Source organism: Gleimia sp. 6138-11-ORH1 (genome assembly GCF_024814355.1).
Taxonomy (GTDB): domain Bacteria; phylum Actinomycetota; class Actinomycetes; order Actinomycetales; family Actinomycetaceae; genus Gleimia.
This window is the reverse complement of record NZ_JANUXV010000001.1, coordinates 23,286-43,233: the sequence shown is the minus strand read 5'-3', so window position 1 is coordinate 43,233 and position 19,948 is coordinate 23,286. Positions and strand designations below refer to the sequence as shown.

Here is a 19,948-nt window from a genome sequence, read left to right as displayed (position 1 = left end):
TGTTTTCTTCTTTCGCCGGGTAGATTTTCCCAAGTTTGGGTAGGTTACCTGCGGCTTAAATAGTTTCCCCAAGTTTAGGTAGCTTACCTGCGGCTTAAATAGTTTCCCAGGGTTTGGGTAGCTTACCTCTGCCTGACGCAATTCACGTCTGATTTGTGACGAGTGTTTTGCTTACTTTAGTATCCGCGGAAGTGGGCGATTATTTCGTCTACGCAGGCTCCGGCTGAGCGCATTTGGGTGGCGTTTGCGGGGAGGTAGCTTACTTTGGTGGGGCCAACCAGAACTAGTTGCAACTCGGTGTTTTCTAGTTCTTTTAGGTATTCTGCGTTGTGGATTGAAGATCCCACGATAACGGCTATTTGAGCTTTGATCTTATTTGCAAGTTTCCGGGTTCGTTCGACCATATTTGGCACGTCTGGATGCAGTTGTGTGACGGGAAGCAGGGCGGGCAGGAGGCGCGCGTTTATCCCTTCCCAGGTGAGGGAAACTCCGATTATGTGGGCTAAGAGCGAGCGCGGTTCGTCACTTACGACGACTACGGCTTGTCCTGATAGTTTGGCTTCTATCGCGCGCTTATTTTCGGCTCTTTCAGCTATTTCGCGGACGACTTGCAGGGTTACTTGTGCCAGCAGGGCGCGCGGTGAGATTCCTGGGGTTTCTCCGTCTGGGTCAGTTTGGAATTTCACGAGGGCGGGTTGTATGAAGTCTGTCCAGGTGCGGAGGATTCCGTCTCTGGTGATAAGAATGTCTAGGTCTGCGTGAAGTGCCGTGTAGTTTCCGTCCTCGGTATGCCGGATTAGACATTCCAGGCCGACGGTTTGGTGGGTGGCTTTGTAGAGTTCTGCGGCGTTGCGAACGCTTTGGCAGGCATCTGCCGGGGAGATTCCTGAGCGGACTAATTCCACTACTGTCTGGATAAGTTCAAATTCGGATACTGAGTAGCGTCGGTGGGCGCCTATTTCTCTTTCTGGGCCGAGGCCGTAGCGGCGCTCCCAGGTGCGCAGGGTGGAGGCTGAGACACCTAGTTTTTGGGAGACTGCGGTGAGAGTTAGGGGTGCTGGAGAGAGGTTTGTGGTGAGGTCTGGGCGAGGCATAAGTCTGTCCTTAACTTTCTCTCAGCAAACTTTAAGATTTATAAACTACAACTATATTGTTACCTGAAAATAGGTTTTGCGCTATTCGAAAGCAAAATTCGCTTAACCAAAAGTTAGTTATTGAGCACACACTGAAACATCCTTGAATAACTATTGAACAACTTGATATTATTGATTAAGTGAGCTTTCACTCCTACTCAGGTAAGAGTTAGAGCTTTACATAAGAAAGGAGAAACATATGTCTAATCTAACTAAACTGCCTATCGCAGTATCGAATTCAATCGATCCGCGTAACTGGCAAGAAGCCGGCGCTTGCCGCGACATGGACACTGAATTGTTTTTCCACCCTGAAGGTGAACGCGGTTCCACTCGTCGTCGCCGTGCTGAAAACGCTAAAGCAATTTGCGCTACCTGCCCAGTGATAGAACAGTGCCGTGAATACGCGCTTTCTATTCAAGAGCCTTACGGCATCTGGGGCGGAATGAGCGAAGAAGAACGCCGCGAATATTTAGTGGCCCAGCGCAAAGCGCGAACAGCGTAAATAATCCAACGCGAAGCGTGGACAGGATTAAACCCAGCGCAAAGCGCGAACCGTAACTTAACTTAAGATTTATTACCTGTAAAAACAGAATATTCAAAACTAAATGGTGGTGGTTCCGATGTTTAACATCGGAACCACCACCATTAGTAAACCCAGCGTTATTTATAAACTAATCTACATTTATAAACTCAGCGTTACCTCTAGGCTTAAAGTTACCTATAAATTCAGCGTTCCAAAACTGCTAAAACGTCACGCAGTTCCAGGATCAGGTATTCTTCACCCAGGTACTTAACTTCAGTTCCTCCGAACTTAGAGAAAATCACGGTGTCGCCTACCTGTACATCAACAGCAATCCGGTTGCCATTGTCATCTACACGTCCTGGGCCAACTGCAACAACTTCACCTTCTTGTGGTTTTTCCTTTGCTGCGCCAGGAATCACCAAACCGGATGCGGTGGTCTGTTCAGCTTCCAGCTGCTTAACTACAATACGATCTGCCAGAGGCTTAATTGCGATTGCCATAAGAAACTTCCTTTTTCTAAGGGAGGGATAGTTAATCTACATTCTCTAGGGTAAGACCCGTTTAGCACTCTTGCAACCCAAGTGCCAAACCTATCCGATAGAAACTATAGGGAAATCTATAATCCAGTAAACTAAAGTAAGCACTTTACTTACCTCACTTCCGGAAGAATAGGTTTCATGAATTTCAACCCGCTGAGTATTTTCACTGATCCGCAAATGCGAGAATTATGTGCTGAACTCACCGCCCTCGGGATTGAAAAAGCTAGCCAACGAATCCAAAAATACCAACTTGACCAGAATGTGCGCGCCTCCCTACTCACTCAAGTGCAACTACGCCACCAAGCCGTCAATAAACTGGGATCACAAGCGCTGAAAATGTTCTTCACACGCGACGGAATGGAACAAGCTACTCGCCAGCAGATTGCGCAACTTCACGCCACACGTTTTCTTAACGCAAACGCCACGCACATTGCCGACCTGGGTTGCGGTAACGGAGTAGATGCACGCGCTTTTGCCGCTGCCAAAATGACAGTAAGCGCTTGGGAAATCGACGAAATCTCACATGCCGCTGCGTCGCTTAACTTACTTAACTACCCAAACTGCACAGTCTATCAAGGTGACGTAACGCAACTAAATATCCCTGAACTCACCGCCCAAGGAATTGACGCTATTTTCGCTGACCCCGCACGACGCACCGGAGCAGGCAAAGGAAACCAGCGGGTAGCCTCGCCAGAAAACTGGTCACCCTCCCTCCCCCAGGTGTTTTCCTGGAGAGAAGAACTCCAAAAACACTGCGATACCGAACGGCTAGGAGTAAAACTCGCCCCCGGGATAGAACACCACTACCTGCCCGCAGATATGGAAGCACAGTGGATAAGCGTCGCCGGAAACCTCTTAGAAGCCTCCCTCTGGTCACCAGCCTGCACGCTGCCAACTGCTAATGAGGAAGAACCAGGCCCCGGAAGGCGCGCCACCATTTTCCAAGGCGAAAACCAATACGACTATTTCTGCCCAGGAAACCCCGGACTTGCCGCTCCAGAAGTTAGTGAAACCAGTGAACTAAAACCCTACCTGTGGGAAGCCGACTCGGCGATTATCCGCGGCGGGTTACTACACCTGCTAGCTGAAGAAACTGGGGCGGAAGTAATCTCTAAACAAATCGCCTACCTGCTGGCTGATGCTCCCCCGCCTGCAAAATGGGCTCCGGCTGTTACCGTTTACGAGGTACTGGGAAGTACAAAACTAAAACCCAAAGCCGTGGCAGCAGAACTGAAAAAACTTGCAGCTACGAATGTGGAAGTTAAAAAACGGGGAGCCGAAATTGATCCTGCCAACTGGCAAAAGGAACTCTTAAAGTCCTTGAAACTAAAGAAAACCAGTGCAGACAATCCGCTTACCGTAGTGGGAACTCGATTTAAGGGAAGCCACCTGGCGGTGATTACGCGGCGGATAAAGTAGTCCGGCGGAACATTCCGCTGCTACATGCTCATCTGCTGCAAGCTCATTCCCGAATCTGGAGAAAATTCCAAGTCAGATGGGGCCACCCCAGCGCGCGCCAAAGTAGAACCCATAGCTGCGATCTGCGCACCATTATCAGTACAAAAACGCAGGGGCGGGATCCGCACGGTAATCCCATGTTTTTCAGCGCGTTCTTTCAATAGGCTCCGAATCCGGCTGTTTGCAGAGAAACCTCCGCCCACGATAATCGTGTCAATCCCGTGATCTAAACAAGCCTGCACTGCTTTTGCCGTTAAAGAATCATTGATGGCTTCGGAAAAACCGGCGCAAATATCTGCTGGGTGTAATTCTTCTCCGCGTGACTGAACGCCCTGCACGTAGCGAGAAACCGCGGTTTTTAAACCTGAGAAAGAGAAATCATACTTGTAGCGTTCTTTATCTTTCCCAGCGGAAAGACCCCTGGGGAATCGGATTGCTTCAGGATTTCCAGCTTGGGAAAGGCGGTCTACGTGAGGGCCTCCCGGATAAGGTAAGTCCAGTAAGCGCCCTACCTTGTCGAAAGCTTCCCCAGCAGCGTCGTCTAAAGTTCCCCCCAGTTCCACTACGTCAGTTGCTAAATCATTCACTAACAGCAAGTTAGAATGCCCGCCAGAAACTACTAGCCCAATGAATCTTTCTGGTAACGGCCCGTCCACCAGTTCATCAACTGCCAGGTGTCCGAGGACGTGATTTACCCCGTAGATAGGCACTCCCAGCGAAATTGCCAGGGCTTTTGCCGCGCAAATACCAACAGTTAAAGAACCCACTAATCCTGGGCCAGCTGAAACAGCGATTGCTTCAACTTCATCTAAAGTTACTCCAGCTTCTTCTAAAGCCGCATCCAAGGTGGGGAGGAATGACTCCAGGTGTGCGCGGGAAGCAATCTCAGGGATAATCCCTCCGTACCGCGCGTACTGGTCCATGGAAGTGGCGGTGCGGTCAGCTAAAAGAGTGCCGCCGCGCACCAAAGCTACCCCGGTTTCATCACAGGTAGATTCAATCCCTAAAATGAGTGGGTCTTTTGTTTTAGTTTCGCTGTTAGTCACGAGCCTTATTTTAATCTGCTGAAGCGGGAAGTTCCATCTCATCGTCCAATTCCACAAATTCGCTGCAATAACCGGCTACATTTGCCCGATTTTCATAGAAAAACTGGCAGAAGCGCAGAAAGGGTGGCAAAGTTAAAGTTATGGGACGCTTAGTTTTCTTGGATTTAGATGGCACATTATTAACGCACCACCAGCAGGTGCCTGCAGACGCGGAAGATGCGTTGCGTGCTGCCGTGAAAAACGGACACCGCCTGTGGATTGCTTCTGGGCGGGCGAACTGTGAAATCTACCCGTGGCTTTTAGAGTACGGGTTCCAAGGCATTGTGGGGGCGAATGGTTCTTACGCCCAGATGCTCACTGACGCTGACCGTTTGGGTGGTAAAACAGTGGGCGAAGCTCCTGAGAACATGATTTTTGATCATCGGATTGAAGCTGCTGAAGTAGCGTTTTTGGAAAACTATCTGTCCGAAATTGGGGGGCTTCCCTGGTGGTCTACTCCGAATGAAATTTTCACTACCGAGTCATTTATGCGCGCATTCCGCCCCGCGAAACCTGGCGATCCGCCTACTCCGTGGCAGGCGTATGTGGATCAGGTGACTCCGCACGTGCGGATTGAAACTCCTCCGGTAGCTTCAAAGTTGGTGGCTATGCTTCCATCTTGGACGGGGGTTAGTTTAGAAGATTTCCGCAAAGCGGTTGGTTCGCGTTTTTGTGTGCTACCGTCTTCCATTAACTCCAAAACGCTGGCAGTTGAGGTTACTTTAGCGGGGATTACCAAGGGTTCTGCCGTGCAGGAAGTGGCTTCTTCCCTGTGGTTTCCGCTGGCCGATACGATTGCGGTGGGTGACTCTGCCAATGACGTAGAAATGCTGAAAGTCGCTGGTTTTGGGGTGGCGATGGGCAATGGCACGCCCGAAGCAAAGCAAGCTGCTGACTGGGTTACTTTAGATATTTCCGAGGGCGGTTTGTCGCAGGCTTTTGCGCATTGCGGTTTGATTTAGCCCCTACATGTTTTATTTGAAGCTGAGTGTTTTAACGCCGAGTGCTTTGGAAGAAATTAACGGCGCGCTGCCATAAACGCCACGGAAGTGCCCGTAAATCTTTCGGCATTTGCTTCATACTGTCTGGCAGGGCTTGCAGCGCAATAATCCCGGTAGTTAGTGGGGGTTCTTCTGCGCCGTAGACTTCTCTTTCATATTTGACGATAGATTCTGGCGATTCTAACTTCTCAAAAAATACGAAGATTGCCAGGCCACTTAAAATCATCACTGTGGGAGCGCTAAATAGTAGTCCCCAGTCGTTAAAGAGTACTGCGAAAACACCAATTGGTGGGTACTCAATCGATTCTTCCTTAAGGTGCGGGGCGATTACTTGATACCACAACCAGAGGCGTTGAATCAGATTCGCGAAGGTTCCAACTGAGCCGATCAACAGTAGCACTATGCTTGCTTCATGCCATTGGGTGACCATGCGGCGCCGTTTTTTCTCAGTGATTGTCTGCCCAAAATACGGCAGTGACTCATAGGCGCGGTAGGTGAACCACCAGACCATTAAAGTAAGTAAGCCCAAAAGCAGGTCAGTTAGGATTAGGACTATAAGGTTCCCCGCGGTTCTTGGAAATTCGATAGATTGTTCCAAACCGGATATGAACAGGTTAGTGTTAGTTACCAGCAGTCCGGTGGGGACAGCTGAAAGAAGCACCCCAAGCAGTTGGATAGTTGTTGCTACCGCTATAAAAACGGATAACCCCCAACCGCCGAGGCGCCAAACTTTCAGACTGAGTAGCTTGCGCTTTAAACTCATCGTTTCAGAAGAATTCCTCTTGCGTCATACCGCCATTTTGGATCGTCAGAGACTAGGAATAAGATTCCTTCAACCAGACCCCAAAGTGCGGAAACAAAAGAGAGAATACCGAAGCTAAGAACTGTGATCAGTAACTGCGCTACCCCAACTGAGGTGCGGCCAATGTAAAAGTTGTGAGCTCCGAAAACTCCCAGCAAGATACCCAAAATGCCTGCAACGATTGCTGAACGCTGTTCAATATGCCCGTTTGCGTAGTATCCTGCGCCCTGTACTGGTGGGTAAGGAACTCCCCCATTTGCTGGCTGCGCGTAGGAAGCACCCGCCTGCGCTCCTTGCGCGTAGGGAGAAACTGGTGGTTGGAAAGGAGCCTGTGGTGGTACACCTGGATTTTGTGGCCCAGTGTTAGGCTGATTGCCTGGATCGCCATTTGGAATTTGTGGTGCGGATGGATCTTGATTCATGATAAACCTTTCATTGATTCTACTTATTAAGTCTAAAACACTCCCCTATAAAAACCCAGTTTAGGACCCGCTTTTCAGGGTAGATTCAGGGTATTATCAGGGGACTTACTTCCCCTAACCCCATTAGATAACTCAAGTCACTTAAGTAACTTATAGTTTGTGGGGCTGGGTGAGGACTTCCTCACCCAGCCCCACAGCAAGTCGTTTCACTTAGTTACCGGAATCTAATTTAATAGCTTCCTCCAGTTTTTGTTTCAGTAACTTCTGCTTTTCCCCGTAAGTTCCCCAGTCTCCTGACTGCAGAGCTTTTTCAGAGTCCAACATGGCTTGCCGGGCTTCTTGGAGTAGTTTATTTACTTGCACAGACTCTGAAGGTTTAGTTTCCCCTTCAGTTTGCGGTTTATCAGTGCCTCCAGTTTCTTTTCCAGCTTCCCCCTCAGCCAGTTGCGCCGCTGAATTACCTTTAAAGGTCTGATCTAAAGATGCTTCCAAAGTATCGGCAAAACCTACGGAATCTCCGAATGCGGTAAGAACTTTTCGTAAAACCGGATACTTTGTGCTGCCGGTACCTTGTAAGTAAACCGGCTGCACGTAGAGTAACCCTCCACCAACAGGCAAAGTTAATAAGTTACCTAAGATTAGCTCTGATCCCTGTTGGTCTAAGAGGTTAAGTTCCCGCCCAATTTCTGAGTTGGCGTTAAAGTTGTTCTGTACCTGCCCCGGGCCGGGAACTGTGGTGGAAGAAGGGAGAGCTAAGAGGCGAAGTTTCCCGTAGCCTTCTCTGATCTTCCCTGGTTCTGATCCGGTTTCCGAATCTACCGCCAAGAATCCTGCCATTGGTTCACGATCAGATTTACCGCCGGGGACAAATACTGAAGTCAAAGAGAATTCAGCAGTTTCTTGTCCGGGCATCTGCATCGTTAAGTAATAGGGAGGTTGAACTGGTGCTTGCGTAGAAGATTTCTTGCTGGTGGGATCTTCAGATAGACGCCACCGGTCACCACCGGTATAGAAGTTATCTGCTTTATTCACGTGGTAGGCAGCTAACAGGTTCCGCTGTAGCTTAAAAAGATCCTGCGGATAACGCATATGTGCCATCAGGTCACCAGAAATTTCTTCCAGCGGAAGAACTTGCTGCGGGAAAATCTTCATCCACGTATTGATAATCGGATCCGTCTTATCCCACTGATAGAGTTTCACTGAACCATCATAGGCATCTACCACTGCTTTGACTGAGTTACGCATATAGTTCAAGTCGTTAATGGAACTATAGGCGCGTTCCCGCCCAGTTTTAGAGTCGGCTGTATCTACCCACAGGTTCATAGTTTGAGCATACGGGTAATTGTTGGTAGTGGTGTAAGCGTCAATAATCCACACTAGGCGTTTCGGCGTGGCAGGATCACCGTCCATATCCACTACCGCCGGATATGGGTTCTGATCTAACTCCAGGTAGGGAGCTACCTTACGGACTCTTAAAGAGGGGTCCCTGTCATATAAAATCTGTGACTTTTCGTTAATCTGAGACGCGAAGAAAATATTCGTTGATTTGAACTTAATCGCGTATAAGAGCTTATTCACAAAGCTACCTACGTATGGCCCGCCGTTACCAGTAAAGGTTGTTGGCACCTGCCCGTCTGCAGATTCGTCCGGATAGTCCAGTTCTAATGGTTTTGCGCCCTCGGGAGCACCCACAATGGAGTATTCGGGAGAAGAAGGAGAGAAGTAGACGCGCTGTTCGTACTCACCAATATCGCCTTTAGAAGGAATCCCTTCTTCCCACCAAGACGGCTCACCTTTAGAATCAACTTTATTTCCGTAAGCGGCAACAACCCCATAACCGTGAGTGAAAATAGTATGTTCATTCACCCAGTTACGTTCGTTTTCGTCCAAACCTTCTAAGTTAAGTTCGCGCACAGCAATCACCGTGTCGCGTTTAACTCCGTTAATTTCATAGCGGTCAACGGAAAGTTGGCTGGGGAAAGTGTAGTAAGAACGAGACTGCTTTAACTGCCGGACAGTGGGAGAAATAACGTCAGGGTCAATCAAACGAATCTGCTGGGTAGAAGCAGCGTCATCACGTAACTGGCCCGGAGTTGTCTCTGTCTTAGCCGAATAGGTTTGCATTTCAACATCGGCAATCCCAAAGGCCTCCAAAGTAGCGTCAATATTTCTTTGGATATAAGGACTTTCCATAGCTCTTTCATTAGGCTTCACTTGGAATTCTTGCACTAATGTTGGGTAGGCTAAACCAACTACTAAAGCCGAAACAACCGTAACAGCTACCCCCGCAGCAGGAATCTGCCAAGACCCTCTAAAAGCAGCTACTACGAAAAGAAGAGCCACCAAAATGGAAATAGCGGTTAGGATAGTTTGTGCGGGAATCTGCGCATTAATTTGCGTGTAAAGAGCCCCATCAAAGCGCTCCCCCTGGGTGGAAAGAAGCTGATAACGTACCAGCCAGTAACGGGCAGCCACCACCAAAGAAAGCAGAGCAGCTAAGATACCAATCTGTCGGCGAGCCGCCGCCGAAACACTAAAGCGGGGGAAAAGCGAAATCCCACTGTAAAGATAGTTCACTACAATCGCAGCTAGTAAGCTAAAACCAATTACTCGCATTAACAGAGCAACAAAAAGTTCCAACACCGGCACAGTAAAGACGTAGAAAGAAATATCCAGCCCCCACTGAGCGTCCACATTGCCAAATGGGGTTGCATACCACCACGCTAAAAGCTGAGACCAGTCACTTGCCAACGCAGTTCCGGTAGTAAACCCAATAAAAAGAGGTACCGCCAGAAAAATCACTTTTCGCAAAGGCTCAATTTGCTTTTGATACTCACGCATTTGGGGATTAAACTGAGCGGAATTTACGCTGGGACGCGCCCGGTAAGCCAACTGCATTACTAAGGCAACAACTGAACCGTTAATAATAGTTCCAAAAAGAACAAGTACTACTATCAGAATCCAACGAGTCCAAAATACTTCCTGGGCACCGACCTGGTTGTACCACAGAACTTCAGTGATGAAATCGCTTAAAAGGAAAAAGATACCGCCTAAGAGGAACAGGCTGAATATGGTAATCCGCAGCGGAGTAAAGAGTTCTCGTAAGTTAATGGGTTCTCTTTGCCCACCGGAAGAACGTCCCTTCCCAGAGCCACCTCCGTTACCGGAACCTCCGGAGAATCCGCCAAAGCCAGACATGAAGCTTTCCCAACTATTCGCTCCAGAACCGCCACTTCCGCCAGCTCTGCCACTTCCGCCAGATCCGAAGTTGTTGTAGCCGCCTCGTCCGCCGCCATTCCCGCGATTATTTGCTCCGCGAGAGGCACTATTTCTAGCGTCGCCAGAACTATTCTCATCATTATTTTGGGGGGGAAAGTTAAACACGGGTTACCTTTCTTTCGCTCCTCTTTGGGCAATTACACTCTTAACCAGTGTACCGACTGGAATGTGTAAGGGCACTTGGAGCACAATATTGCTATGAGTGAAGCACATTTTCCCACTGAAATTGAACTGGCGCTAACCCAAGCTGTTTACGAAATTGAACGCGGCGCCTCCGCTTTAGGGTGGGATCGCCCGGCAACTGTTTACGCTTTAGTTTTCACTAAAGATCTGCTGGCAATCCCAGAGTTACCCGCTGAAATGCGGCAGGAGTTAGAGTCTTCTTGGAATGGAAATCCCGCCGCTTTAACAGCGATTATTCAAGAGGACTTACCCGGCGCGGATTTAGAAGAAACTTTAGCTCAACTAGCATGGCCTGATTCGGTAGCCGGAGCAGCAGTTTGTACTGAAAGAGTGATGGTTCCCCCTCAAGCCCAAGCCTCTGCGCCCGAAGATCCTTTAGAAGCCTTAGAGTACTTTGCGAACCACCCTGATCGGGATGAAGTTCGTTTAGTTGCTGCTGTGATGCGAAGCGGTGAAGCCTGGTGTGCAGTGCGCGCGCGTTCCCACGATTTTGACGATCAGGTTGGGGAAGGCTCAAACCTGGTGCCCGGATTGGTGGACGCCTTACAAGCCACTTTCCTCATCTGCTCAGACAATGCGGATAATTCAGACTCTGCTGACGGTTGCACAGATTGCTCATGTAAAGAATAGGATTTTATTCCCGAGGGCGGATGTGAACGCCCTCGGAAAAATAATGAAAAGAACGCAAGCAGAAACTACTTGCGTTCTTTTCATTTGCCAACTTAGCGATTCATAACTTGCTCACAAGTTTCTAACCCGGCAGTATCTTTATTTTTAATCCCCTGCAGAACTCTTACAGCGTCATCTAAAGTCTGCACCGAGTAAACTTCTATACCGGAAGGTACATTTCCTACCACTTCATCGCAGTTTTGGATCGGAGCGAGGAAGTATTTTGCGCCATCTCTTTTTGCTCCGTGCATCTTCTGAACAATCCCCCCGATGGGTTGAACTTCCCCATCGTAGGAAATTGAACCGGTGCCGGCCACTACGTTATCTCCGATCAGAGAACCATCAGTTAATTTATCGATAATCGCCAGTGAGAAAATCATGCCCGCTGAAGGGCCGCCGATACGCTCTAAGTGGATCTTCACATCGATTGGAAGTTTGAAATCTACATCTAAGTAAACTCCCAGCCGAGAGCCTCTATCAAACTTAGTTAATTGTTCCGGACGATAAGTTTCAGTAGGAATCTTTACGATATTCCCGGCACGTAAAACTTCCAGCTCAATTGCTGTGCCCGCAGGAATTTCTCTGGTGAGGGCGAAAATACTATCCGCCGTGTCAATCTGGTGAGTAGTGCCGTTTATGGTCACGGCTTGCAGAATATCGCCTTCTTCTATTTTATTTGCTAAAGGCGAATCCTCGGTTGCTCCTAAAAGCGTTACTTTTGCCGGTATTTTCATATCCAGGTAGTTAAAAGCCGCTGCCGCAGCCGTAGATTGGGAAGACACCATCGCCTGTTTATTGTGTCTATCCAATTCTTCTGCAGTGACGTTAGGAGGGAATATTTTCTCCATCGGAATCAGGTCATATCCGGGAGTTAGTTTGGCTTGGAGCCATTGCCAACCGGAAATCCAGTTATCGGGATCTCCGTATTGGCGTACAGTTACCATCCGCAACTCTCCTTGCGGATTGTTATCTGCTCCGGGATCGAGTACTTCCACCAACGGTGTGTTTCCGTCTTTTTGAAATACGTCTACAGTTGGTCCAGGTGAGGCAACCACGTATGGAAGTGGCATTAAAGCGACTCCAAAGATAGCGGCAGCTGCGGCAAATGGTACTAATACTTTTGCGTATTTTTTCCAGGGGCGTTTTTGCTCTCTGGGAGTTTGGATCGGTGAGTAATATGCTCCAGGAACTTGCTGATAGTTAGGCTGCGCTGGTTGAGTTGGGTGCTGGCCCGGCTGGGTTGGGTATTGGCCCGGCTGGGTTGGGTATTGGCCCGGCTGGGGTGGATACTGTCCGCCAGCCTGTGCTGGGTAGCCTGGGTACTGCGCAGGTTGAGTTGGGTATTGGCCCGGCTGGGTTGGGTACTGGCCCGGCTGGGGTGGATACTGTCCGCCAGCCTGCGCTGGTTGAGTTGGGTACTGCGCAGGTTGAGCTGGGTACTGGCCCGGTTGAGCTGGGTACTGGCCCGGTTGAGTTGGGTACTGGCCCGGCTGGGTTGGGTGCTGGCCAGGCTGTTCCCCGCTGCCGTAGGTTGGCAATTCTTCGTCTTTCATAATGCTCTTTCTTACCCACAAATATTGAAAATCCTACTGTTAGCTTAACCTGCCTAATCAGCTACTTCCTGCCTAGACTTTCTAAAACCTGCATATTTCACATTCAGCGTAATCTCTTTACTAACTTTACTTTTATCCGGCAAAACTGTTCCAAACCTAGTATTTTGGTTTTATGAGTGACTTTAATTCTCCGTTCCCATTCGGGGGCATGCCTTTTGACCCAAATAGTTTCGATCCGAAACAACTGGCGCAATTCCTACGTGAAATGGGAATCGATCCCAATACTGTGGTACCCGGCGGAGTAGAGAATTTATCTCCTCAGGCTTTCCAACAGATGATGCAACAAGCAAGTTTCATTATGAATGCTTCTGACCAATCCATTAACTGGCAACTGGTACAACAGCTGGTGCGGCAAAAAGCGTGGGGAGATGGCGACCCACAACTATCTGCTGCGCAAGCCGCCCAAGCTCGACAGAATCTACAAATTGCTGATTTGTGGTTAGACGCAGTAACTGAAATTGCCCCGGTTGCTTCCGAACGAAAAGTTTGGCGCCGCTCTGACTGGGCTGATGAAACTTTAGAAATCTGGAAAATCATTATTGAACCTATTGCAGAAAATGTGCAACGCGCTTTTAAAGAAACTATGGCGCAGCAAGCTAAACATTTTGAGTCTTTAGATGAAGTAGATTTAGAACACTTAACTTCCCAACCGCAGTTTGAAATGCTTAAACAGCTTCCCGGTATGCAGGGAGTAGACGGCCTCAAATCGCTTCTTTCCCAAAGCGAATCTTTAATGGCGCAGTTAAGTTCTGCGATTTTCAGTATGCACATTGGCCGGGCGTTAGGGGAACTTTCTACTGCTTCCCTGGGCTCTACTGACGTGGGGATCCCCAGCGGTAAAGATCCAGTCACTGCTCTGGTTTTACCGAACGTAGACGCTTTTGCCGCTGGGTTTGAGATTCCAGTGGATGAAGTCCGCCAGTTCTTAGCTTTAAGAGAGTGTGCGCACGCTCGTTTATTTGCTTCCGTCCCCTGGCTAAAAGCTGAGTTTTTAGCAGCTATCCGCGCTTATGCTGCCGCAATCTCGATTGACACTGACGCGATTCGTGAAGCGATGAGTGAAGTTAATGCGATGGACGAAGAAGCCTTACAAGTTGCCTTAACTGGGCGTCTTTTCAAACCGGAACCGTCGGAAGCGCAACTAAAACAGCTTGCCAAATTAGAGTGGCTCCTGGCTTTGATTGAAGGTTGGGTAGAGACAGTTACCTTTGAAGCTGCCCGCACATATTTGCCAAACGCTTCTCAGCTCCATGAGATTATGCGGCGCCGACGAATCGATGGTTCCCCAGCCGAGCAGGTTTTAGCGCAGTTGATCGGGCTGCGTATGCGCCCAGTTAAAGCCCGTAACGCAGCGGAACTTTGGGAGCTTTTAGGCGCTGGTGGGAAAGCTGAACGCGATGCTTATTGGCGGCACCCAGATGTGGCGCCAACGGCAGCTGAGTTGGATAAGCCACTTGAGTTTTTGGAAAACCGGCAGTTACAAGCTGCGGTAGAGACTTCCATTGACGACGAGTTATCTTCCCTTTTAGATGGCACGTTAGGCTGGGCAGAGGGGTTAAGTCCCGAAGATGATTCCGAGGGCGATCGGCAAATCTAAGTTCCCGCTGAAACCCCGCTTTAGGTTCAACCACTAAACGCCAGTTATCCACAGGTGAAGTTGGTGGGTGGCTGTAACCGTGCGTTCCTTGCGAAAGTAGAAATATCCGATTCTACTGTGAGGTTTTGCAATGTTACAGCTTCGCCCTTTTACAGAAATTAGTGTGACTGGTAAATCAGCGGTGAGTTTAGAAAACGCCGGAAGATTCTTGCACTTACCGCATATAAGTTACGGTGAGATAGAGCTGCTTAAATTACTGCAAGCTCCTTTGCAAATAGAGGTATTTCAGGCTTTAGCAGTTAATCTGGGGGTCGGTGCTGAGGCTTCCCATAATCTCTTACAGATCCTGCAAAAACATGATTTTCTCTGCCAGTTTTCAGCAGATTTTTATGACGCTAAAACAACAGTTACTGACCCGGTGATCCCTTCGGCTTTAGAAATACTAATCGCCGTGCCAAATCTATCAGCGCAAATAAGAACTTCCCCAGACGTGGACTTTGCCTACCAGTCTTTAACTGAAAGGCTCTTTCCTTTTATTAGCACTCTGATTGATTTACTTTTAGTTGCTCCGCTTAACTCAGTTAAGTTCACCTATGAAGGTGATTATCCGGTGGCAGAGCTGCCAGAAAAACTACAGGCAGTTTATACTACTAACCGGCTTTCTAGCGTTGAAGTACCCGATTTACTTCTTCATATTTGTGCTGATTTACCGGATCTTAATGCCATGTTAGCGGCGCAGTCTGCGGGGGTTCCGTTTCTACCCGTTGTTTTAACGGAAGATTCAATGCAGATTGGCCCGTTAGTTAAACCTGCCGGCGCTCCGTGTCTAAAATGTTTAGAGCTTTTTTACCGCCGGAACTTTCCGCAGCAGTTCGCTGCTTCGGTTGCGTCACAGCAAAAAGGTTTTCCGTTTTTGGCTCCCCCTTTACTGGTTGCCGGCGCCGCCCACGTGGCTTTAGCTTGTGAGCACCTTTCCAAAGCGCAGAGTTTACTTCCAGGTGAAGTGCGTTACCTTGATGAGGATCTTTTATTAGAACGGACTCTGTGGCCCTTTAACCCTGAGTGTGACAATCACCTACCGGCGTTACCGTCAGTTAGTTAAAAACTACCTAAAGGTTCTGGGCGTCAGCTACAGTTTTTTTCACAATCCGCAGAACTGCCGTACCAAACTCTTCTAATTTCACTGCCCCTACCCCTCTAACGATTCTTAAATGCGTGAGGTTACGCGGTTGCGATTTTGCGATTTCAACTAAGGTAGCGTCTCCAAAAATCACGAAGGGAGGGACTGAGCGTTCTTCAGCTTCATTTTTGCGCCACGTTTTTAACGCATTAAATAATTCTGTTTCTAACGGGTTTAGTTCATCTAAAAGCGCTTGCTTTTTAGCTCGCTGACTGATTGCCCCAGTTTTTGGTTTTCCAACGCCACTAACTGTTAAGTCTTCACGCGGCCAAGTTGCGCTGAGGAATCTGGATACTCGACGTTTCTGGGCGCGTCCTTCGCCCCGAGCTTTCGCGTAGGTGATGAAAAGACGCTGTTTCGCTCGGGTGACTCCCACGTAGAGTAACCGTTTTTCTTCTTCAATCTCCGCTGGTGTTTCCGCTAAAGAAATTGGCAGTAATCCTTCACTGGCACCGGCTAAAATAACGTTTTCCCATTCCAAACCTTTAGCTGCGTGGAGGCTAGATAAAGTAACTCCCGCTATTTCGGGGGCTAACTGAGCTTCAACTCTTTCCATGAGTTCAGAGTTAAACTCAATAAGGGAAAGCTGCTGCTTTTGGTACGCCAGATTAACTAAAGCATCTAACCCTTCCCAGCGTTCACGTACCGCTCCCCCAGTTTTTGGCATGTCTTTTGACCACCCTAAAGGCGTGACTAAGTTCTGTACAGTTTCCACCAGTTCCCCAGTTTCCCCAGCTTCTATTCGAGAAGCTACGGCAGCTGCACGGCGAATTTCTAACAGCGCTTGTTTAATTTCTGGGCGGGCAAAGAATCTTTCTCCGCCGCGCACCAAAAAAGGAATTCCCGCGGCAGCGAAAGCATTTTCAAAGGCTTCTGACTGCGCGTTAGTGCGGAATAATACCGCCACGTCCTCTAACTTAGTTCCCTGCGTTTGCAAATTTTTAACAATCGAAGCAACTGCGGTAGCTTCAGCCTCATCGTGTTCAAAAACATTAAAAGCTACCGCCGGGCCCGTTTCTTTTTGGGAAACTAATTTCACTGACCCCACAGGCATTTCAGTTCCGAGCCTGCCGTTAGCGCTGGTAGCTAACACCTGGTTAGCAAAAGAAACAATCTGCGGTGTGGAACGGTAGTTGCGGTTAAGCTCAATCCGCCTTGCCCCCGGATGGTCTTTTTCAAAATTAACTAAATACTTATGGCTAGCCCCAGTAAACGAGTAGATAGTTTGTGCCACGTCGCCAACTACACAAATATCGTGTCTTCCCCCCAACCATTGATTTAACAGTTCATACTGCAAGGGGGAAACGTCTTGAAATTCGTCCACAACAAAGTGCCGGTACTGACTGCGGATCTGCCGAGCAATTGGCTCATTTTCCTGCATAATCCCAACCATTAAAAGCAGCACGTCCTCGAAATCTATCTTGCCAGCTTCAGTTTTTAAAGACTCATATACGCGCAGTAAATCAGCCACAGTACTGGCATCTAAATCCCCGGGAATAAGCCGATTTTGTTCACCAACTACCCGCAGGTAATCAGCCGAGTCAAGCATAGATACTTTTGCCCACTCTACTTCCGCAGCCAAGTCTCTAATGAGCTGCTTATCAACTCCTAAACCTAAATGCGCACAGGCTGCGGTTAAGAGACTGGCTTTATGCTTCACAATTTGCGGGACATCTCCGCCAATGGCTTGGGGCCAAAAATAACCAAGTTGCCGCAAAGCTGCCGCGTGAAAAGTGCGTGCCTGAATGGCGGGCACCCCCAAGGCTCTTAACCGATGACGCATCTCCCCCGCAGCCCGCGCAGTAAAAGTCACTGCCAAAACTGAGTTCTGCGAAAACGCCCCCTGCGCAATCCCATAGGCTAACCGGTAGGTAATCGCCCGAGTTTTCCCCGTACCCGCCCCAGCTAAAACCGCGAGCGGCCCGGTAACTTGGGTAGCTACCGCACGCTGTTCGGGATCTAACGCCTCTAGTAAGTGCGCTCCACTGGGCATTTATTCTCTCCCCCCGGTTTTAAAAGTCGTAAGTCTCAAATAAAGTTTAACGACTTCCCCTGACATAATCGCGTCACGATAGTTTATCCACTGTTAAGCGTCTTACAAACTACCTTCTAACCAGGCTTTTACAAGCGCGGCAGCTACTGAGCGGTTCACTGGCCCGCTGATTTCTTTAGTGGTAATCGCCTCAATATATTCTTCTGGTGAATACCAGCGTGCCCAGCTGATCTCTAACCCATCCGCCTGCGGGTCGGGTGGGTTAGTTAAAACTACTTTATAAGCAAGCATTAAAGAACGGGGGAAAGGCCATGTCTGAGTGGTTAAGTAGCTTATTTCAGTGGGTTTAACAATTAGCCCAACTTCTTCATAGATTTCTCTAGCTACCGTCTGTTCAGCGGCTTCTCCCATATTCACGTACCCGGCGATTAGAGAGACTCTGCCCGCTGGCCAAGCCACATTATGGGCCAGTAGCATCCGGCCTGTGTCATCTAAAATTGCGGTGATAACCGCTGGGTCTTGGCGTGGGTAAACAGTTAGGTGACACTGCTGGCAAGTCCGTGACCAACCGCCCTCGGAAATAGCTAACTTCCCACCGCAAAGATGACAGAAGCGGTACTCCAGGTGAAAAGCTGCCAGCCCATTGCCAGCTGAGTAAAGCTGCGCCTGGGTGGGGGTGAGTTGTTTTCCGTCGCGAATCGGTGTCCACGGGAGTTTAATCTGTGCGATTTGCCTCCCAAAGACCACTACTTGCGGAAGCATTCTAGTTGCTTGTGAAACAGTGGTTTCTACCGACCCTAAATAAACTGCGCGGTACTCTCCCGCCGCGAACCTGGGCGTGACCTCAGATGCAGAGGGAAGCCAGTAGTTTCCGCGCCCGTCCACCACGAAAAAACTGGCGTAATGTTCAGCCTGCCACTGATTTGGTTGTGAAAAAAGCTGTTGCCAGTCGATAGTTGCGTGGCTCAGGTTTTGTTCCCAGTGCCCTGCCCCAAGCGGAGGAATAATCTGCATACTTATAAACTACGCTATTAGCCCCATAACAAGGTAGTGTTGAAATATGACAAGTAATCGAGCAGATGGGCGGGCTAATAACCAGCTGCGCCCCGTAAAAATCACCCGTAACTGGATCAGCAACGCCGAAGGCTCTTGCCTCATCGAATTTGGAGGAACCCGCGTTCTTTGTGTCGCTTCTTTAACTGAGGGCGTGCCTCGGTGGCGTGCCGGCTCTGGGGAAGGCTGGGTGACCGCAGAATACTCTATGCTTCCGCGTGCCACGGCGCAACGATCCCAACGTGAGTCAGTTAAAGGCAAGATTGGTGGGCGCACCCATGAGATTTCCCGTCTGATTGGCCGTTCACTGCGAGCCGTGGTGGATACTAAAGCCCTGGGTGAAAACACTATCGTTTTAGACTGCGACGTGTTGCAAGCTGATGGGGGGACTCGCACCGCGGCAATTACCGGGGCTTTTGTGGCGTTAGCTGACGCGATTGCGTGGGGACAAAAACAGGGGTGGATTGCTCCTGATAAGGCGAACCAGAAGGTGCTCCAAGATACGGTTGCGGCCATTTCTGTGGGGATTATCGATGGGCAGCCGCGTTTAGATTTACCCTATGAAGAAGATGTGCGAGCAGAAACTGACATGAATGTGGTTGTTACCGGCTCGGGCGAGTTCATTGAAATTCAAGGCACTGCTGAGCACGCTCCTTTTTCGCGGGCAGAGTTGCTTTCCCTTTTAGAATTAGCCGAGGGCGGTTGCCAAGAACTTGCTGTCTTACAGCAGGCTGCTTTAAGTGAGTGACTTCGGATGACTGATTTTCGTTTGATTCTGGCGACCGGTAACGCGCATAAGGTAGATGAGTTATTCGCAATTTTAAGCCCGTTACTTCCGCAGTTAGCGCGTGAGGAGATTGCTACTTTAAGTGATTTTAGGGTGACTCCTCCGGTGGAAGATGAAGTAACTTTCGCTGGAAACGCGTTATTGAAAGCCCGGGCTTTGGCTGCGCAAACGGGGCTTCCTTGTGTGGCTGACGATTCGGGGCTTGCAGTTGAGGTTTTAGGTGGGGCACCGGGAATTTTCTCTGCCCGTTGGGCGGGTAAGCATGGGGATGACCAGGCAAATTTGGATTTGCTTTTAGCCCAGTTAGCTGACGTGAAACCCGCTCACCGGCAGGCAGCTTTCGTGTGTGCAGCGGCTTTAGTTGATCCGGTAAGTGGTTTGGAAGCCGTTGAGGTTGGCAAACTAAATGGGGTTTTAACGGATAAGCCGCGGGGAGAAAATGGGTTCGGCTACGATCCAATTTTTGTTCCGCACGGTTTTTCACAAACTACCGCAGAGTTGGATCCGCAGGTGAAGAACTCTATTTCCCATCGGGCGGTAGCTTTCACTGCGTTAGCTCCCCAGCTGCTTAAAGTGTTAGCTTAAAGTCAGCCCCCTAAACTTCATTACCTAAACATTTGTTTCGTACCGA

General features: G+C 49.1%; 17 protein-coding genes. 8 read left to right on the top strand and 9 right to left on the bottom strand.

Annotated elements, in window-relative coordinates:
• Nucleotides 1-176: 176 nt before the first annotated feature.
• A complete protein-coding gene (locus NXS08_RS00195) occupies nt 177-1,094 on the bottom strand; it encodes a MerR family transcriptional regulator (protein ID WP_259136036.1) in 918 nt (305 codons plus the stop codon).
• Between the two features lie 238 nt (nt 1,095-1,332).
• Here NXS08_RS00195 and NXS08_RS00190 point away from each other — a divergent pair, with 238 nt between their 5' ends.
• Entirely contained in the window at nt 1,333-1,635 is a 303-nt protein-coding gene (locus NXS08_RS00190; protein WP_259136035.1) for a WhiB family transcriptional regulator, read from the top strand.
• Nucleotides 1,636-1,859: 224 nt separating this feature from the next.
• Here NXS08_RS00190 and groES read toward each other — a convergent pair whose 3' ends face one another.
• Complete coding sequence (gene groES, locus NXS08_RS00185; protein WP_259136033.1) at nt 1,860-2,156, bottom strand: co-chaperone GroES; 297 nt, start codon at nt 2,154-2,156, stop codon at nt 1,860-1,862.
• 177 nt (nt 2,157-2,333) lie between these two features.
• Here groES and NXS08_RS00180 point away from each other — a divergent pair, with 177 nt between their 5' ends.
• A complete protein-coding gene (locus tag NXS08_RS00180) occupies nt 2,334-3,614 on the top strand; it encodes a THUMP-like domain-containing protein (RefSeq protein WP_259136031.1) in 1,281 nt (426 codons plus the stop codon).
• Nucleotides 3,615-3,634: 20 nt separating this feature from the next.
• On the opposite strand, the gene tsaD is transcribed toward NXS08_RS00180, so the two are convergent.
• The gene (gene tsaD / locus NXS08_RS00175; protein ID WP_259136029.1) at nt 3,635-4,699 is read right to left on the bottom strand and encodes a tRNA (adenosine(37)-N6)-threonylcarbamoyltransferase complex transferase subunit TsaD; all 1,065 of its coding nucleotides are present in this window, start codon (nt 4,697-4,699) and stop codon (nt 3,635-3,637) included.
• Nucleotides 4,700-4,839: 140 nt separating this feature from the next.
• On the opposite strand from tsaD, the gene NXS08_RS00170 reads away from it, so the two are divergent.
• Entirely contained in the window at nt 4,840-5,700 is an 861-nt protein-coding gene (locus NXS08_RS00170; protein ID WP_259136028.1) for an HAD family hydrolase, read from the top strand.
• 31 nt (nt 5,701-5,731) lie between these two features.
• On the opposite strand, the gene NXS08_RS00165 is transcribed toward NXS08_RS00170, so the two are convergent.
• From NXS08_RS00165 to NXS08_RS00155, 3 genes are all read right to left on the bottom strand, one after another.
• Nucleotides 5,732-6,502, bottom strand: a complete 771-nt coding sequence (locus NXS08_RS00165) for a hypothetical protein (protein WP_259136026.1) — start codon at nt 6,500-6,502, stop codon at nt 5,732-5,734.
• A complete protein-coding gene (locus tag NXS08_RS00160; RefSeq protein ID WP_259136024.1) occupies nt 6,499-6,963 on the bottom strand; it encodes a TM2 domain-containing protein in 465 nt (154 codons plus the stop codon). The genes NXS08_RS00165 and NXS08_RS00160 overlap by 4 nt, the downstream gene beginning before the upstream one ends.
• A gap of 210 nt (nt 6,964-7,173) precedes the next feature.
• Nucleotides 7,174-10,161 (bottom strand): UPF0182 family protein, encoded by a 2,988-nt coding sequence (locus tag NXS08_RS00155; protein ID WP_396232237.1) that lies wholly within the window; start codon nt 10,159-10,161, stop codon nt 7,174-7,176.
• 279 nt (nt 10,162-10,440) lie between these two features.
• Between NXS08_RS00155 and NXS08_RS00150 the strand changes: the two genes are divergently transcribed.
• Nucleotides 10,441-11,055, top strand: coding sequence for a PPA1309 family protein (locus NXS08_RS00150; protein ID WP_259136017.1), 615 nt, complete (start codon nt 10,441-10,443; stop codon nt 11,053-11,055).
• A 92-nt stretch (nt 11,056-11,147) separates the two neighbouring features.
• Here NXS08_RS00150 and NXS08_RS00145 read toward each other — a convergent pair whose 3' ends face one another.
• Nucleotides 11,148-12,647 carry a PDZ domain-containing protein gene (locus NXS08_RS00145; RefSeq protein WP_259136016.1) on the bottom strand — a complete coding sequence of 500 codons (1,500 nt, stop codon included), beginning with the start codon at nt 12,645-12,647 and terminating at the stop codon, nt 11,148-11,150.
• 172 nt (nt 12,648-12,819) lie between these two features.
• Between NXS08_RS00145 and NXS08_RS00140 the strand changes: the two genes are divergently transcribed.
• Both NXS08_RS00140 and NXS08_RS00135 read left to right on the top strand, forming a co-directional pair.
• A complete protein-coding gene (locus tag NXS08_RS00140) occupies nt 12,820-14,304 on the top strand; it encodes a zinc-dependent metalloprotease (protein ID WP_259136015.1) in 1,485 nt (494 codons plus the stop codon).
• Between the two features lie 130 nt (nt 14,305-14,434).
• Nucleotides 14,435-15,406, top strand: a complete 972-nt coding sequence (locus NXS08_RS00135) for a hypothetical protein (protein WP_259136014.1) — start codon at nt 14,435-14,437, stop codon at nt 15,404-15,406.
• 7 nt (nt 15,407-15,413) lie between these two features.
• On the opposite strand, the gene NXS08_RS00130 is transcribed toward NXS08_RS00135, so the two are convergent.
• Nucleotides 15,414-17,477 carry an ATP-dependent DNA helicase UvrD2 gene (locus NXS08_RS00130; RefSeq protein WP_259136013.1) on the bottom strand — a complete coding sequence of 688 codons (2,064 nt, stop codon included), beginning with the start codon at nt 17,475-17,477 and terminating at the stop codon, nt 15,414-15,416.
• Between the two features lie 102 nt (nt 17,478-17,579).
• Entirely contained in the window at nt 17,580-18,491 is a 912-nt protein-coding gene (nudC, locus tag NXS08_RS00125) for an NAD(+) diphosphatase (RefSeq protein ID WP_259136012.1), read from the bottom strand.
• Between the two features lie 46 nt (nt 18,492-18,537).
• On the opposite strand from nudC, the gene rph reads away from it, so the two are divergent.
• Both rph and rdgB read left to right on the top strand, forming a co-directional pair.
• The gene (gene rph / locus NXS08_RS00120) at nt 18,538-19,278 is read left to right on the top strand and encodes a ribonuclease PH (RefSeq protein ID WP_259136011.1); all 741 of its coding nucleotides are present in this window, start codon (nt 18,538-18,540) and stop codon (nt 19,276-19,278) included.
• A gap of 6 nt (nt 19,279-19,284) precedes the next feature.
• Nucleotides 19,285-19,902, top strand: a complete 618-nt coding sequence (gene rdgB / locus NXS08_RS00115) for an RdgB/HAM1 family non-canonical purine NTP pyrophosphatase (RefSeq protein ID WP_259136010.1) — start codon at nt 19,285-19,287, stop codon at nt 19,900-19,902.
• The last annotated feature ends 46 nt before the right edge of the window (nt 19,903-19,948 follow it).